We start from the raw sequence: 15,453 nt of genomic DNA, 5'->3' as shown, positions 1-15,453 counted from the left end.
CTCTTCTGTGAATCTCGCTCGCTTCATTCCATCCGTCCTTTCAAGGGCCGGACTCTAGCGCCGCGTGGAGGAAATTCTCAGGGGCAGGTCAGCGACAGGCCATTATCGGCATGGATTTGCAATGCAGTGCCGCCTACGCCTGAGGTCTCGGCCATACTTTTAGGGCGGGGGTAAGAGGCCGGCTTTATGGAAATCGCCATCCAATATTGTTCTTGGTTATGCAGCCTCTGCGAGAGAACGACTTCCGATCGCCGACGAGTCTCCGGTTGGTCGGCGGCGCGTCGATCTCGGGTCGTGTTCTTTATCTCTGTCCTTAGTATGCGTCCGTCTACCGAAGTTTGTACGGCGTGAACAAGTCGTGGGAAGGACGTCGCGCCGCCGCTAATGCGTGCGCTGCGACCGTCCCACAATATTTCGGGCGGAGCGAGATCGTCGGCTGCCAAAACAGAGCGAAAAGCCTGATCCGTCCCTAGGCATGTATCCGAAGGAGCATGAGAGGTCGGGCAGGCCAGAATAAAGCTGATGGGCAAAAAGAGAATGCGGCGAAGCCGCTTGAATACGCCGCCCTCGCCCATGCCGTTTCAGCCTATCAGCGCGACGCCCCGTTAAGGAAGGATTTGATTTCCGCCGGATATGAGAAGGACGCGATCACCTTCCGCATTTGCGTGAAGTCGGGTTGGCCAGCGGTCGCCCAATAATTCAGCCTAGCGACCAGCGGTGCGCGCCAATCTTCGCCCGTTGTGACACATTGGTCTGATAAACCGATCTGGCGATAGAATCGTGGGGTCTTGGAGTGTTTGGGCACCGACACGACGGGACGTTCCAGCACGGATCCGACGATCCCGACGTGAAGTTTAGTGGTTACGATTCCATCGGATTTCTTGAGCAACGTAATCAGCCGATCAGGATGGCCATCATAAGCGAAAATGTCGGATCGACTGGCGAGACCGGGGAATTTTGCCTTTAGTGTGGTCGGCCATGTCACCTTGCGACGAGACACGCTGTCGTCGGCAAAGATCACGTGGACGTCCGGCTGTGAAGCGGCCCATTCGGCGGCAGTGTCAACCACGGCGAGTTCCCGCGCCGTGGGGTGGCAGTTCGTATGCACCACAAGAAGACGTTTGCCCGAGGCATGGATTTGATCGGCCAGCGCCGTGATGTGGCTGTCTTCTGTGTATGCGTCGTCGGTTAGGCTGAGAACTGCATCGGTCGCGACGACGATGGGGCGTGTGACGCCTAGTTCGATCAAGAAGTCATAACTTTCTTGGTCGCGAACAACAACGCTCACTGCGTTTTCGAAGACCCTCAGCACCCGCTTGCGCAGCCACGGGGTCGTCAAGGGGCCCGCGCCTACGCCGATGATCGCATATGGCCGGTTAAGCTTCATGGCGGCTTCGGCCAGCCAGATGTGTCGCAAGTAAGCCCGGATACTCCAGCGATTGAGGTCCCCGCTGGGTTCGGAGAAGTAGCCACCGCCGCAGAATAGAAGGGCGCGGGCATTATACGTTGACATAACGCCGCGTTTTTCGGCTCCAATCAAATTTTTGTTTATCTCATCGGCAATGGGCAGAACCACTGATTCGCCGTCAGTGACTTTATGAATCCAGTGACAGAAGAGGCGACATAGGAGAGTGTCGCCAAAGTTGTAGCGGAAATAGGATCCATGAAGGGCGATTGTCATATTGTCTGACCTGATGAGGAGGGCGGAACGCGGGAGGATGCGGCAGCGCCTATAATATACATCATATATACAATACACATGACTACAGAATATGCTGCAAGTGTCACCATAAGTGACGTATCCAGCGCCTTGGCGGCTAAGAAAGTGCCGACGACCAGAACGAAGCGGCTGCACTCGAGAATGAACTGGCGGGCCTGTCTACCCGCAACGGATTGGGCCTGGGCGAAGGGGGACGCGATCAGTTGGAAGAAGTACATCGGCGCCAGCACCTGCGCGTAAATGCCAGCCTCGCGCCATTCTTCGCCTAGAACGAGTGCGAACACCATTGGTCCGATGGCGAGTATCCCCGCCACCATGATCAGACCCGGAATGGCGAACAGACCCATTGTGATCAAAAAGATGCCGACCGCGGATTTTCCGCGGCGCCGTGCGTCCCCCATCGCCTGGAGGAACGGCGTCGACGCTGCCCGTCCGAGTATGGTCGTCGGCAAGCCTATGACTCGTTGAGTGATGAGGATAAGTCCGGCGACCTTGGCCCCGAACAACCACAGAATCATCGGGGCGGGCGCATTGATGGCCAAGCGGCCGATCAGACTTGCGGGCATGGCGATAAGTGGATACCGCGCTTCACGTTTAAGCGCGCACCAAAGCGCCTCCATGTTCGTGATCGCTGGCCTCCGGCGCGCCAAGGCGTAAAATCGACTGCCTAAACGATAGACTCCGCCCGCTTGGGCTGAAACCGAGCCCACGATAAGCCCAGCCGGTCCATAGCCGATCAGCGGCCAGATTAGCTGGATGGACGCGGACTCGATACTCTGCATCAGCCGTGACTGGCCCACGACCTTATACATGCGGAAGTAAGTACCCCAGGCGGTGAGAGCGTTCGAAGTTCCCATCAAGAAAATGCCGAAAGGAATGGTCCACCAGTAGGGCGAAAGGGGATGAGTGGAGTTCGCTTCTAGCAGATGCCAGGCAAGGGCCACAGGAATACTGATGGCCGCTAGAACCAGACCGGAGATGGCTGCAAGCAGCGTCAACTGGGATGCCTCAACGCCGGAGCGTGCGTTTGGAATGGCCAACTCTAGTCTTAAGGATGCGACGACCGCAGCCACGCCGAATACGCTGAGATAAAAGGCGAGCACCCCGAAATGCTCGGGCTCGTAGATGCGAGATAGGATAGGAGATATGGCGATCAGCAAAATTTGACCGAGGGCCGATCCAAAAAGAACCCGCCAAATCCGAACCAGATAGTTCTTGCTTTTCCCCGAGTGCAAGGGCAGCCGGTGCGCCCTTGCGCGAGATTTCGTCAGCTCGGGTTTGGACATGGCGTTATCGGGTCGCACTTTCCCAAGGGACGAATGTTTTGAAGCTGTACGACCAGCGGAGAGGCGTCACGCACATTGAACGTCGTTTGCCGTGATATCGCGGTTGGGTCCAACGAAATCTCGCCGCACAAACCCTTTGCCTTCCTTCGGCCGGTTCGCCAAGATCAAGTAAAGGCCAATTTGTCCCAAGTGAGCCGATGAACCTACCCATCTCGACAGAAAAACTGCCGCCCATTTCCGAAAGGGCCAATACGCGACGAATCGCGACCCCTCCACGACCGACTTCCTACCAGCGGCTGATATTTGTAATATTCACGCTTTTACTCGTTGCATCGGTGGCTCTAACGGTCTGGAAAATCGGCCCAGTTCCAGTGAGAGCCATGATCGCCATTGGGCTTCTTGGAGTTATCGCTAGTCAGCGTACAGACATCATCATAACGGTGGTAAAACGCTACCAAATGTTGCTTGCGTTTGGAGCGGCTATGGCGACGCTCGGGGTGGTCGTGAGTTTTTTCAACGCGACTCCTGTAGGAGATGTAGTTGGCCAGCTGATCGAGATACACGTTCAGGCAGCTATTAATATAGTGCTAGGTGGCGCCGTTGTCCTCATATGCGGGAGGAAAGCGGTTCTTCAAAGCATTTTGATTGCAGTTGGTCTGTCATCAATATTTGCTCTGGCGCAAGCTATTGGTTTTGAGCCGGCTTGGACAATTCGTGGTATTATCGGCAACATCCAAGGTGAGGTATTTGAAAAGTACGGATTTTTCTATGACCGAAGACCTATGGGATTGTCACTCTCTCCTATTCTTTTGGCAACCCAACTCTGTCTCGCTTTCGCTGCGGTTGGTGTCTATTACGAGCGAAAAATTCGTCCATCAGGACAAAGGAAGATTTTCGAAAATGGCGTACTCGTAGCGCTAGTTCTATTCGTTATCATATGTTTCGCTAGTGGTAATAGGTCTCCTATTTTGGGTGCAGTCGTGTTTTTTGCGATATATACAATCGTTAGGCGGCCAAAATATTTTCTTATACTTGCGCCGGTAGCGTTCGCACTGGGTGTTTGGGTTTTGCCCCAAGTCTTGAGTTTGGCGGCCGACACGGGATCACGTGTAGTGGAAACTGGAGATGCTTCATCAGAAGGCCGCGCTACTCTCGTATACTATGGTATTCTGCTTCTTGAGCGACAGCCATTTGGGTATGGGTTCGATTTTGACTCTACTCGATACTGGCAGACGTACTGGAGTGATGTGTCCAATATGCCCAGCCCTGGTACTATTATAGTTTACCCGTTACATAACTATTTGCTGATGATGTTGTGTTTCTACGGACTTCCATTATTGCTATTTATTCCTTTTGTGGTGAGGATGCTTTGGCCGCATAGAACGCTTCTAGTCTATTTTGTTCCTTACATAATACATATTGTATTTCACAACACTGGGCCATTCTGGAACGATTTTATGATTTGGTTTGTGACGGCGTTAGGAATGTCTGTCGCGGTTCGACCTCAGAGTGAGAGGAGGACTGCGTCCAATGCTGGCGGGGCGGGCGTAAGGGGGCGTTCTTTTGCTAGCCCATCCACAAGACTTTTCTCGTAAGCCAGCCGCACGCTGCTTCAGCAAACCTGAATGGGAAAAATAGGTTTCGCGAGAGCGCGTGGCCCACTCCTGAGATTTTCTCCATGCTGCTCTAAATACGGATCAGCGAGCGGTGGGCTTGTTCGATCAGCGGCGGCAAGTACGATCCCGATCCAGCCGCGCGCCGATAGGGACTTGCGCAAGCACCGGGCATGCGAAGAGCGGTCGACAGGTAAGCGCCCATGACGCGGGCAGGGGCCATACCTGGGTCCCTGCATTTGTGCAGGACGAGTTCGCCTAGGACTTTGGTCTCGTATTCCTTGACGTGGTCTAAGGCGTCATCCTCGAACGCTACGGTTGAACTCCCAGATCTCCAATCAGCGGATGGCGCCGGAGCTGATCGTTTTTTGCGCGCCCAGCAGGCGGGCCTTTAATCCATCAGAAATGATACGAACCGAGTTCCTTAACCGCTACCTTAGCTCCGTCGGGCTCATCAAATTGCCTGATGTTACATTCCGCCTAGGCTCAGGACCCATTGATGTGAGGCGTGGGATCTGATTCAGGCTCCTGAGGAGTCTGGACCATGAGTGACCTGTATTGGCTGACGGACGAGCAGATGGCTCGGCTGGAGCCCTTCTTCCCCAAGAGCCACGGCAAGCCGCGTGTTGACGACCGTCGGGTGTTGAGCGGGATCATCTTCGTCAACCGCAACGGCCTGCGCTGGCGAGATGCGCCGGCGGCCTATGGGCCTCACAAGACGCTCTACAATCGCTGGAAGCGGTGGAGCGAGGCGGGCGTCTTCGTCCGGATGATGGAGGGCCTGTCCGGCGCTCAGACCGAACGTCGGACTGTCATGATCGACGCGACCTATCTGAAGGCGCACCGCACGGCTTCGAGCCTGCGGGTAAAAAGGGGGGCTTGGGCGACTGATCGGACGCACCAAGGGCGGCATGAACACCAAGCTTCATGCCGTGACCGATGCAAACGGCCGCCCGATCAGCCTGTTCATGACGGCGGGCCAGGTCAGCGATTATACCGGCGCCGCCGCCCTGCTGGACCGCCTGCCCCCGGGCGCAATGGCTGCTGGGTGACAGGGGCTATGACGCCGACTGGTTCCGGGACGCCTAGCAGGCAAAGGGCATCACTCCCTGCATTCCCGGACGTAAGTCACGCAACGAGCCCATCCGCTACGACAAGCGCCGCTACAAACGGCGCAACCGCATAGAAATCATGTTTGGACGCCTGAAAGACTGGCGACGGGTCGCAACCCGCTACGATCGATGCCCGACTGTCTTCCTGTCCGCCTAGCCCTCGCCGCAACCGTGCTCTTCTGGCTATGAGTCCTGAGCCTAGGGGTGACGGAGTATCCGCTGCTCAGTCCCTAGGCTGTTCTCGGATCATCGTCCCCGAGCCAAGTCCATATAATGGTCGCCAATACCGTCAGAGACGATCTGCGACTCCCACCGCGACCAGGCGATCTGCCGATTGTGCGCGCCGATTGCGGCTGTCCTTTCCGGATCGTTGAGATAGCTGAGCAGAACCTCAGTCAACTCGTCCGCGTCCTGGGACTTCAGGATGGTTCCATTCTCGCGGTCAATAACGATGTCCGAAATTCCGCCGACGGCCGTTGTCAGGATGACTTCGCCGGCTGCCATGGCTTCCAATATGGCGTTCGGCATACCCTCCGGATGGGTGGTGGGAAGCACAAACAGACCAGCTTCCGCCAGTAGGGTCATCTTTTCCACGCCGCCGACATAACCTGTGAAGGTGATCCGGTTCGAAAAGCCGGACGCCGCCGCCGCCGCTTCCAACGCGCTCCGCTGAGGACCGTCCCCCGCCATGACCAGTCTCGCCATAGGAAAGTTTGAGGCGATGCGAGAGAAAGCCTCAATAACCTCAAGCCCCCCCTTGGCGGGCATGAAGCGGCAAAGGAACAGCAGGGTCTGCAGCGCCTTGGGAATATTCGTCGCTTGAACATCTCTCAGGACCGCGCCTTCAAACATGGTGGTTGTTCGAAACACCTTGTCTCCTGGCACGCCTAACTTGACCAACCCGGCTTTGAACGTGTCGGACAGAAGAAGAACGCGGTCGACCTTGTTCAAGGTGGTCAGAAACAGTTTCCGTCTGACGGGGGAGTCCTGGACCGCAGAAACTGCGTTCCAGTCCCACCCGCGGAAAAAGAGCACGACCTTGGTCTTCGGGCTGAATATTCGGCTGAGCCATACGAATACAACCTCCCGAGGAAGGGATCGCATGTCGAAGGTCGGATTAATATGAAGGACATCGAAGTTCTTGCGAGAAACGACGCCGACAAAACGGGCGTAATCCCAGGCCATTCGCGCCAAGATCCGGATTTTGCCCTTCTCATTATGGCGTGGACCGTTTGAGAAACGTGTGGCGTCGATTCGACCGCGAAGGCGTCGCCGCATGATCCGCAGGAAGTTGTTTACCCCACCGGTGGCTCGGGCGTCATGAGCGATTATCAGCACCTTTGTGCGAGGCTTAGCGGTATCGGTCATGGAGGGCTCTTGGCTGGTGTGGAACTCCGGGGCTGCGTCGGGCATCCGGTCAGCGACCTCCAGCTAATATCGCGATCTTCCGGCCTAGGTTGGCGACAAACGCATCACGCTTCTGCTGCAGTTCTTCGGCGCTTGCGCCCACCAGAGTGCCGGATTGGATGAGGAGAAACAGTTCTCGAGGCGTACGCGCAACACCGATACCGGGGCGTCCTGCCAACTGATTGCAAGTCGCCAACTGATGATCGTTTCTGTGCTCTCCGAAACGCGCTTCACGTGGGAAGAGGATGATCGGCTTGCCGTATTTTTGCGCAGTGAGGATGGTCCCGATGCCGGCGTGTGAGACGATGACAGTCGCCGCGCTGAACTTCTCGTCGAAGTCCTTGGGAGCCAACCTCTCGGCCCATTGAAAGGACGTCGGCCGGTAGGAAGACTTCCCGATCTGTCCGAAGATGGGGCGATTTAAGGATGGAGAGATTTCGTCCAGCGCCTTTACTAGACGGTCGAACGGCAACTGCGTTCCTATGGTGAGTAGGATCATAGCAACCCTCCCAAATATTCGGTGCGACTGTCCTGGGCCAGATGTTCCCACTGGGTGAGGTGTAAATCGGCAACTTGTCGCGCGATTTTGCCGCTGAGCGATAGCCGCTCTGAGTTGGCCACGCTGTCTACCCATATTACCTTCGCGCCGAACATTTTGCCGATTACGAGCGCTAAAAGCCCAGGGGCGGCGCCGGTGGTGACGACTATATGTGGCCTGAGGCGGTTGACGACACCGAGGAGGTCTCGCGCGCATCGGAGATTGTCGATGGGATGGTCGCGGTTACAGTCGGCAATCAAAGTCGCTTGCGCGACGCCTGACTTCTCGGCCAGTCCTTCGATAGTGTTGGCATATATAACGTCGTGGCTCGAAAACGCCCCCCTGAGAAGCATCAACTGCTCCCAATGCCCGCCCCCGGACGATACTGCTAGAATACGAGCCATGATGCTTCAGGTGCTCTCAACCATTCTCGTAAGTTCGCCACCACTGCACGAACTTTAGGAGTCCGGTCTTCAACGGCACATTCGGTTTGTAACCCATGAGCGCATGCAGCTTGGATATGTCGGCGTAGGTCGCGGTGACGTCGCCAGGCTGCATGGGGCGCATGATCTTATTGGCTTCAACGCCAAGCGCCGTTTCAAGCGTGGAGATCATTTCCATAAGGCCTACGGGTTCGCTGTCGCCGATGTTGTAAACCTCATGAACACCCTTCTGAGGAGGTCTGTCCAACACACCCAAAATTCCGTCCACGATATCGTCGATATAGGTAAAATCACGCGCCATCTGCCCTTCGCCATACACCTCGATTGGCTCATCGCGGACAATCTTCCGAGTGAAGCTGTAATAGGCCATGTCCGGCCGGCCCCAGGGACCATAGACGGTGAAGAAGCGCAGGCCCGACTGGGGAAAGCCGTACAAACGGGCATAGCTTTGGCTCAGCAGTTCGCACGAGCGTTTGGTGGCGGCGTACAGCGACACCGGGGTCACCGTCGGGTCGTCTTCGCGAAAGCCCGCGCCCTCCAGCGGTCGGTCGCCATAAACCGAGCTGGACGAGGCATAGACCAGGTGGGTCGCCTCGTTGTGGCGGGCCGCCTCCAGCAGGGACAGGTGACCCGCCAGGTTGGAGCGTTCATAGGCGAAGGGATTCTCGATCGAGTATCGCACTCCCGCCTGGGCGGCCAGGTGCACGATCCGCTTGACCCCGTTGTCGGCCACCAAGGCGCGGATCTGCTCGTGGTCGGCGATGTCGGCCCGCACCATGCGGAAGCCCTGACGGCCCTCCAGCCGGGCGGCCCGTGCCTCCTTCAGGGCCGGATCATAGTAGTCGTTGAAATTGTCGATCCCGATCACGGTCTCGCCCCGGTCGAGCAGACGCTCGGCCGTATGCATGCCGATGAAGCCGGCCGCGCCGGTGACGATGACGGGCTTCGACATCAGCCGCGTCCGATGTCGCTGTACTTGAACCCACGTTTGGCCATGTCTTCCGACCGATAGACGTTTCTCAGGTCGACCAGCACGGGCTGGTTCATCAGGTCCTTGACGCGGTCCAAGTCGAGCGCGCGGAACTGGTCCCATTCGGTGATGATGACGACGGCGTCGGCGCCTTCGACGGCCTCATAGGCGTTGGCCTTCATGGTCACGTCGGGCAGCAGCTTGCCTGCCTCGTGCATGCCTTCGGGATCGAAGGCCTGGACCTTGGCGCCGGCGGCGATCAGGGCCGGAGCGATGTCCAGCGACGGGGCGTCGCGCATGTCGTCGGTGTTCGGCTTGAAGGTCAGGCCCAGGAGGGCGATCGTCTTGCCCGCGACGCTGTCGCCCAGGGTCGTCTCGACCCGGCCGGCCATGGCCTTCTTGCGGGTGTCGTTGACCTCGACCGTGGTCTCGATCAGCTTCACCGGCGCGCCGTACTGCTGGGCCGTGCGGACCAGGGCGATGGTGTCCTTGGGGAAGCAGGAGCCGCCATAGCCGGGACCGGCGTGCAGGAACTTCGACCCGATCCGCTTGTCCAGGCCGATGCCGCGCGCCACCTGCTGCACGTCGGCGCCGACGGCCTCGCACAGGTCGGCCATCTCGTTGATGAAGGTGATCTTCATCGCCAGGAAGGCGTTGGCGGCGTATTTGATCAGTTCCGAAGTGCGGCGGCCGACGAACAGCAGCGGGCTCTCGTTCAGGTTCAGCGGGCGATACAGTTCGCTCATCACCCCCTTGGCGCGGGTTCCGACGTCACCGTCGATGTCGTTGACGCCGATCACCACCCGGTCGGGGCGTTTGAAGTCGCCGATGGCGGCGCCTTCGCGCAGGAATTCGGGGTTGGAGACGACGGCGAAGTCGGCGTTCGGATTGACCTTGCGGATGATGGCCTCGACTTCGTCGCCGGTGCCGACCGGCACGGTGGACTTGGTCACCACCACGGTGAAGCCGTCGATCAGGCCGGCGATCTCCTCGGCCGCCGCATAGACATAGCTGAGGTCGGCGTGACCGTCGCCGCGGCGGGTCGGGGTGCCGACGGCGATGAAGACCGCATCGGCGTTACGAATAGCCTCGGCGCCCTCCAGAGTGAAGAACAGCCGGCCTTCCTTGACGTTGGTCGCGACCAGATCGTCCAGGCCCGGCTCGAAGATCGGGATCTCGCCCCGTTCCAGCCGTTCGATCTTGGAAGGGTCCTTGTCGATACAGGTCACCACGTGACCGAAGTCGGCAAAACAGGCTCCAGACACCAAGCCCACATAGCCGGTGCCGATCATCGCGACGCGCATCTAGAAATCCCCGTTAAACTTCGTGAAAGCTTACGATCCGCGATGTTGCACTGCAACAGCGTGCAGCGCCTAAAAGCGATTTCGTGCAAAATTAAGCATCAACCAACCGTGGTCGATTGTAATCCTATTGTCACACAGTTGTGGGCGGCGTCCCAATCTTGACGCCGCCCAACCGGCCTTATCAAGCCGTGTAGTACTTCTTGTACTCGCTGTAATAGTAGCCAGCGTCGCCATAACCCTGCTTCGACTGGGCGTTGACATCAACCTGGGTCAGCGCGGCGCCGAGGATATAGGCTCCGGACTGCTGCAGCATTTTCACCGCGCTGTTGATCGCGCGAGCGGGGGTTTTACGCCAACGAGCCAGCAGGATGGTCATGTCAGCCTTCGCGGCGAGCACGCGCGTGTCGGCGAGGGCGAGAACGGGCGCGGTGTCCATCAGGACCAGATCGAACGAGCCGCGCAGCTTGCCAAGAAGCTCGTCCATGGCCTGGGTGCCGAACACATCCTGGGTCGCCGTCGTGCTCGACAGGGGGAGAATATAGGCTCCAGAGGCCTCGTCCAGCTTCAGAACCGACTCCAGGGTAGCTGTGCCCTGAAGCACCTCGACCAGGCCGGCGTCGGTGTTCAGTCCCAGAGCGCGGGTCACGGCGCGACGGCGCAAATCGCAGTCGAGCAGCAGAACGCGGCTACCGGCGATGGCCGACACACGCGCCAGACCAACGGACGTCGTCGTCTTGCCTTCGCCCGGCAGCGCCGACGTGAGAACGACGATCTTGCAGCCCTGGCTGCCGCCCGCATAGTTGATGGAAGTCCGCAACGAGCGGAACGCCTCGGCGAAGACCGAGAGCGGTTTCTTGACCGCGAAATCGATGGGACTGATCCCACGATCCGCCGGTTCGGCGACCGACGCCACGAGCGGAACGGAGCCGATGGCCGGCAGGCCGAGCTTGCGTTCGACCTCGTCGGTCGTGCCGAGGCCCGCGTCCAACATTTCGGCCAGCACGACGGCCGCCAGACCGGCGCCAAGGCCGAGGATCACGCTCAACGCAAGGTTCAGCATGACATTGGGCGAGCTTTGCTTGGTCGGGATCGAGGCGCGCGACACGATGGTGGCGTCGGCCTGTTCGATGCCGGACTGGGCGCTGGTCTGGCGATAGCGATCCAGGAAGCTCTGGTAGACCGCGCGTGCAGCGTCGGCGTTGCCTTCGAGCTCTCGCAACTGCACCGAGGCCCCGCTGTTGCTGGCCAAGGCGCTTCGGGCCGAAGAGAGACTGGACTGGACTGAGGCTGTGCGTTCCTGGGCGACGCGGACCTGGGCCTCGAGGTTCGAGATGATGCGGCGGATTTCGGCCTGGATCTGCGCGTCGATATCGGCCAACTCGCGTTGCGACCGCACCATGTCGGGGTGGAGGGGGCCATAGCGGCTGCTCATGTCGGCGACGCGCGCGCTGATGGCGGCGCGCTGCGAACGCAGATTTTGGACGACCTGGGACGTCAGAGCTTCGCCGACGTCGTCGCCGTTGGAACCGGACGCGAGTTGCGCGCGCGCAGTGCGGAGGCGGGCCACCTGCTCGGCTTCCTGGGCCCGTACGGCGGCAAGTTGCTGATTATAGGCCGAGATTTCCTGTTCGGTCAGGGTCGTTCCTTGCGAACTGAGCAGGTTGTTGGCGACCCGATAGTTCGAGACGGCAGCGTCGGCCTCCTGGACCTGCTGGCGGAGTTCATCCAGGCGCGAACGCAGGAAGCTATTGGCTTGGCCGGTGGCGTCTAGCTTACGGTTCAGTTGGGACTCGAGATATTTCTCGGCGAAGACGTTGGCGATCCGGGCGGCCTTGACGGGGCTTTCCGATGTGAAACCCACATTCATGGAATAGGTAAGGCCGACGCGCCGAACGCTTAAGCGCTGACCGACGACATTGATGACCTGCTGGCGTTCCGCCTCGCGGCCCGCCTCTGTCGTCGGCGCGGTCCGGTCCACGCCCAGTCCGACCCAGCTCTTGACTGTGCCGACCAGTCCCGGCTCCTGAAGTCGGGCGTTGAACTCAGGGTCCTCGGTCAGGCGAAGATCCTGAACTACGGCCGCCGCCAGTTCCGGCGATTTCAACACCTCGACCTCGGTGTCCACGACGCTCGTCTCGGGCGTCAGACCGGAAAGCACTGCCTTCGAATCGACGACCTGTTCCGTACGGGTATTGATCTGGAGGTTTGCAGTCGCCGTATACAGAGGTGTCTGGCGCAGCATGAGGGCCGCAACCCCTACGAAGACCACGGCCGCCACCGCCGCGAACAGCTTCAACCGGCGGCGGAACACAGAGATCAATCGCTGGATATCGATTGTCTCGCCCGCGCGGCCGCCATTGGAAGGCGAATAATCGTTCGTCTCAGTCATCGCACCATCATCAGGACTTTGGCCGCAGCCGGATTGCACAGGTCGGTTCCAGTCGAAGATCGAGGAACACGCCTCCTATACCGCACTGCACAAAATCAGCCTAGCAGCGAGAGAGAGGCGGTTGAAATCGATCCAGCGACCAAACGATGTCGTCCATCCTGCACTTACCATGCCGTGTTGACACAAAAGAAACGATAAAATGATCGAGGGTCTCAATCTCCGCATTCCCTCGCGTAGTGCGACATGTTGCGATCGCGAGAGGCGATCCCGCGTGGCATAGGCTTTGGATCCCTCCGCTCTCCGCCAGGCTTTCGTCCATGAGGATCTTCCACATGCATTCAATCGCGGTTTCGGCGCTTCTCGTTTTGGGACTGGCGGCCGACGGCGTCGGCCCCGCGCCGGCGGGGCCGGTTGCAGGCGCGGAAAGTCCGATTGCACCGACGCCGGCTGCGGCCTCGGCCTCAGCCTATGAATGGCGCGCCGTGCCGATCGGCGGCGGCGGCTTTATAACCGGCTTGAGTATGGACCGTAGCGGAGCGACGCGCGTCGCCCGAGCCGACGTCTATGGCGCTTACTTATGGGACGAGCCCAAGGATCGGTGGACGCAACTGGTCACCTCGGCGAACATGCCGGATGCTGGGCCCATGAGACTGAATCAGGGCGTGTACGAGGTGGTCGTCGCTCCCTCCGATCCGCAGCGGATATATCTCGCCATGGCGGGCGGTTTTTATCGATCAACCGACCGGGGACAACGGTTCGAAAAGGGCGCGCTGCCGAAACTCGCGTTCGACGCCAACAGTCCGTTTCGTCACTACGGCCCGTTTATCGCCGTAAAGCCCGACAATCCGGACGTCGTCGTGTTCGGAACACCCCACGACGGCTTATGGCGATCCTTGGACGGCGGACGGACGTGGTCCCGGAATGATACGCTGCCGAATCCCACTGGAGGAGCCGACGGTCCTTCCCCGGGAACGATGGTGTGGTTCACGCCCGATGGAAGCGAATTGTGGGCGGCGATATCTGGACGAGGAATCTGGAAGTCCGACGATGGCGGCGTGTCGTTCCAGCCGCTGGGCGACCCTGACCGCCCGGGGCCCGAACATCTCCGACGCGGGGTGTTCGCGAGGGACGGCGCCTTCTTCGGCGTGGATGTGGAGGGTCGAAGGATCTGGAAGTTCGACCACGGACAATGGCGAGACCTGACCGGCAACCCAGGCCTCCAGCCGGCCGCCTTCGCGGCGGTGGCGACAAATCCTAAGGACGGCGCGGTCTATGTGTTCGACGTCGGCGGGCGGGGGTATCGAAGCGCTGACGGCGGCATGCGCTGGTTGCGCTTGTCCGGCCGTCCCACTGTCGGCGAAAAGGATCCGCCCTGGCTCCATGTGGTGGATAATGGATTCTTCGCTACGGGCGATGTGATGTTCGATCCGATCGTTCCTGATCGCCTGTGGAACGGCGCGGGCACCGGCGTGTATTTCGCCGATATCGGCGCGGACGCCCAACGCGTCGATTGGAAGAGCCGGGTTCGAGGTATCGAAGAACTTGTTGCGAACGACGTCGTCGCCGCGCCCGGGCGGCTGCCGATTTTCGCCGCCTGGGATTTCGGTCTGCATGTTCGCGACGATCTTACGCGCTTCTCCACCGGCTACGGTCCAAAAGAACGAGTCCTGATCGGGGTGCAGCAGGTCGACTGGAGCGCGTCGAATCCCGCCTTCATGGTGACCAACGCGTCGGACACACGCAGCTGTTGTTCCGAGGACGGCGAGGCGGTCCTCGCTGGATACAGCACAGACGGCGGTCGGACCTGGAGCAGGTTCGCCAGCCTGCCTCAACCTCCCGGCACGAATGCTTCCGATCCCTGGCGGATGTCCTATGGCGCGATCGCGGTCTCATCTGATGATGTGAACAACATCGTCTGGGCGCCGGCCCGCAACCGCTCGCCCTTCTACACCACGGACCGGGGGGTGACCTGGAAACGGGTCGTGCTGGCGGGTGAGGTCCTGCCTGATACGGGATCCTACGCCCGCTACAATTTCCACCGCAGAACCCTGGCGGCTGATCGCGTCCTGCCCGCGACCTTCTATCTGGCGCACAGCGGGGACGGCGCCAACTCCCGGCTCGAAGGGCTTTGGTCGACGGAAGACGGCGGCCGCAACTGGCGTCAGGTCTTTAAGGGCGCGATCGCGCCGGACAGCCGGTACAGCGCCAAGCTTCGGGCCGTGCCGGGCAAAGCCGGACATCTGTTCTTCACCGCCAATGCGGAGCATTCGGCGGACAGGCGCTTACGGCGCTCGACCGACGGCGGCCGCAGTTGGCGCGCCTTGGACAATGTCGAACACGTACACGACATCGCCTTCGGCAAGGCCGCGTCCGGCGCCGACTATCCGGCCATCTATCTGACCGGACGAATAAATGGCCGCTACGGCGTCTGGCGATCCGTTGATGACGCGACGACGTGGGCGATGGTCGGAGCCTTCCCCGTCGGCGCCCTCGACGAAGTCGTGGCCATGGACGCGGACAAGGACGTGTTCGGCAGGGTCTATCTCGGATTTAAGGGGTCCGGCTGGCGATATGGCCAACCATCCGCCTGCCGACCTACGCCGTACGAGTTTGGCTCCAACCTCGAGTGTTTCGGACTTCAGAACGTATTTTAGAAGCCCCCGCCCCCGCC

Annotated in this window: 12 protein-coding genes and 1 pseudogene; 5 read left to right on the top strand and 8 right to left on the bottom strand. The window is 59.7% G+C overall.

The window, feature by feature from the left end; genetic code table 11:
- Positions 1-589: 589 nt before the first annotated feature.
- Both H2037_RS16705 and H2037_RS16700 read right to left on the bottom strand, forming a co-directional pair.
- Positions 590-1,681, bottom strand: a complete 1,092-nt coding sequence (locus tag H2037_RS16705; RefSeq protein WP_292124243.1) for a polysaccharide pyruvyl transferase family protein — start codon at positions 1,679-1,681, stop codon at positions 590-592.
- Entirely contained in the window at positions 1,678-3,006 is a 1,329-nt protein-coding gene (locus H2037_RS16700; protein ID WP_292124242.1) for an oligosaccharide flippase family protein, read from the bottom strand. Before H2037_RS16700 ends, H2037_RS16705 begins: the two co-directional genes overlap by 4 nt.
- A gap of 197 nt (positions 3,007-3,203) precedes the next feature.
- On the opposite strand from H2037_RS16700, the gene H2037_RS16695 reads away from it, so the two are divergent.
- The 4 genes and pseudogenes from H2037_RS16695 (at position 3,204) to H2037_RS17440 (ending at position 5,888) form a co-directional block, all read left to right on the top strand.
- Positions 3,204-4,601, top strand: a complete 1,398-nt coding sequence (locus tag H2037_RS16695) for an O-antigen ligase family protein (protein ID WP_292124240.1) — start codon at positions 3,204-3,206, stop codon at positions 4,599-4,601.
- A gap of 562 nt (positions 4,602-5,163) precedes the next feature.
- A pseudogene (locus H2037_RS17450) lies at positions 5,164-5,511 on the top strand (transposase); the annotation flags it as partial.
- 19 nt (positions 5,512-5,530) lie between these two features.
- A complete protein-coding gene (locus H2037_RS17445; protein WP_365833954.1) occupies positions 5,531-5,671 on the top strand; it encodes a hypothetical protein in 141 nt (46 codons plus the stop codon).
- A gap of 49 nt (positions 5,672-5,720) precedes the next feature.
- Entirely contained in the window at positions 5,721-5,888 is a 168-nt protein-coding gene (locus H2037_RS17440) for a transposase (protein WP_365833957.1), read from the top strand.
- Between the two features lie 89 nt (positions 5,889-5,977).
- On the opposite strand, the gene H2037_RS16685 is transcribed toward H2037_RS17440, so the two are convergent.
- The 6 genes from H2037_RS16685 to H2037_RS16660 form a co-directional block, all read right to left on the bottom strand.
- Positions 5,978-7,099 (bottom strand): glycosyltransferase, encoded by a 1,122-nt coding sequence (locus H2037_RS16685; RefSeq protein ID WP_292124238.1) that lies wholly within the window; start codon positions 7,097-7,099, stop codon positions 5,978-5,980.
- A gap of 49 nt (positions 7,100-7,148) precedes the next feature.
- Positions 7,149-7,637 (bottom strand): glycosyltransferase, encoded by a 489-nt coding sequence (locus H2037_RS16680; RefSeq protein WP_292124236.1) that lies wholly within the window; start codon positions 7,635-7,637, stop codon positions 7,149-7,151.
- Entirely contained in the window at positions 7,634-8,080 is a 447-nt protein-coding gene (locus H2037_RS16675) for a glucuronosyltransferase (protein WP_292124235.1), read from the bottom strand. The genes H2037_RS16680 and H2037_RS16675 overlap by 4 nt, the downstream gene beginning before the upstream one ends.
- A 16-nt stretch (positions 8,081-8,096) precedes the next feature.
- Entirely contained in the window at positions 8,097-9,071 is a 975-nt protein-coding gene (locus tag H2037_RS16670) for an SDR family NAD(P)-dependent oxidoreductase (RefSeq protein WP_292124233.1), read from the bottom strand.
- A complete protein-coding gene (locus H2037_RS16665) occupies positions 9,071-10,393 on the bottom strand; it encodes a UDP-glucose/GDP-mannose dehydrogenase family protein (protein WP_292124231.1) in 1,323 nt (440 codons plus the stop codon). Before H2037_RS16665 ends, H2037_RS16670 begins: the two co-directional genes overlap by 1 nt.
- Before the next feature lie 181 nt (positions 10,394-10,574).
- Positions 10,575-12,782, bottom strand: coding sequence for a polysaccharide biosynthesis tyrosine autokinase (locus H2037_RS16660; protein WP_292124228.1), 2,208 nt, complete (start codon positions 12,780-12,782; stop codon positions 10,575-10,577).
- Between the two features lie 332 nt (positions 12,783-13,114).
- On the opposite strand from H2037_RS16660, the gene H2037_RS16655 reads away from it, so the two are divergent.
- Positions 13,115-15,436: a hypothetical protein gene (locus tag H2037_RS16655; protein WP_292124227.1), complete on the top strand. Its 2,322-nt coding sequence runs from the start codon at positions 13,115-13,117 to the stop codon at positions 15,434-15,436.
- Positions 15,437-15,453: the final 17 nt, after the last annotated feature.

Origin of the sequence: Brevundimonas sp., from assembly GCF_013912065.1 — a bacterium.
Taxonomy (GTDB): domain Bacteria; phylum Pseudomonadota; class Alphaproteobacteria; order Caulobacterales; family Caulobacteraceae; genus Brevundimonas.
This window is presented reverse-complemented; position numbering and strand designations above follow the sequence as displayed.

What these genes read in the sequence shown, in the direction of transcription:
- H2037_RS16705 (WP_292124243.1), bottom strand. Translation starts at nt 1,681, where the DNA reads ATGACAATCGCCCTTCATGGATCCTATTTCCGCTACAACTTTGGCGAC.
- H2037_RS16700 (WP_292124242.1), bottom strand. Translation starts at nt 3,006, where the DNA reads ATGTCCAAACCCGAGCTGACGAAATCTCGCGCAAGGGCGCACCGGCTG.
- H2037_RS16695 (WP_292124240.1), top strand. Translation starts at nt 3,204, where the DNA reads ATGAACCTACCCATCTCGACAGAAAAACTGCCGCCCATTTCCGAAAGG.
- H2037_RS17445 (WP_365833954.1), top strand. Translation starts at nt 5,531, where the DNA reads ATGAACACCAAGCTTCATGCCGTGACCGATGCAAACGGCCGCCCGATC.
- H2037_RS16685 (WP_292124238.1), bottom strand. Translation starts at nt 7,099, where the DNA reads ATGACCGATACCGCTAAGCCTCGCACAAAGGTGCTGATAATCGCTCAT.
- H2037_RS16680 (WP_292124236.1), bottom strand. Translation starts at nt 7,637, where the DNA reads ATGATCCTACTCACCATAGGAACGCAGTTGCCGTTCGACCGTCTAGTA.
- H2037_RS16675 (WP_292124235.1), bottom strand. Translation starts at nt 8,080, where the DNA reads ATGGCTCGTATTCTAGCAGTATCGTCCGGGGGCGGGCATTGGGAGCAG.
- H2037_RS16670 (WP_292124233.1), bottom strand. Translation starts at nt 9,071, where the DNA reads ATGTCGAAGCCCGTCATCGTCACCGGCGCGGCCGGCTTCATCGGCATG.
- H2037_RS16665 (WP_292124231.1), bottom strand. Translation starts at nt 10,393, where the DNA reads ATGCGCGTCGCGATGATCGGCACCGGCTATGTGGGCTTGGTGTCTGGA.
- H2037_RS16660 (WP_292124228.1), bottom strand. Translation starts at nt 12,782, where the DNA reads ATGACTGAGACGAACGATTATTCGCCTTCCAATGGCGGCCGCGCGGGC.
- H2037_RS16655 (WP_292124227.1), top strand. Translation starts at nt 13,115, where the DNA reads ATGCATTCAATCGCGGTTTCGGCGCTTCTCGTTTTGGGACTGGCGGCC.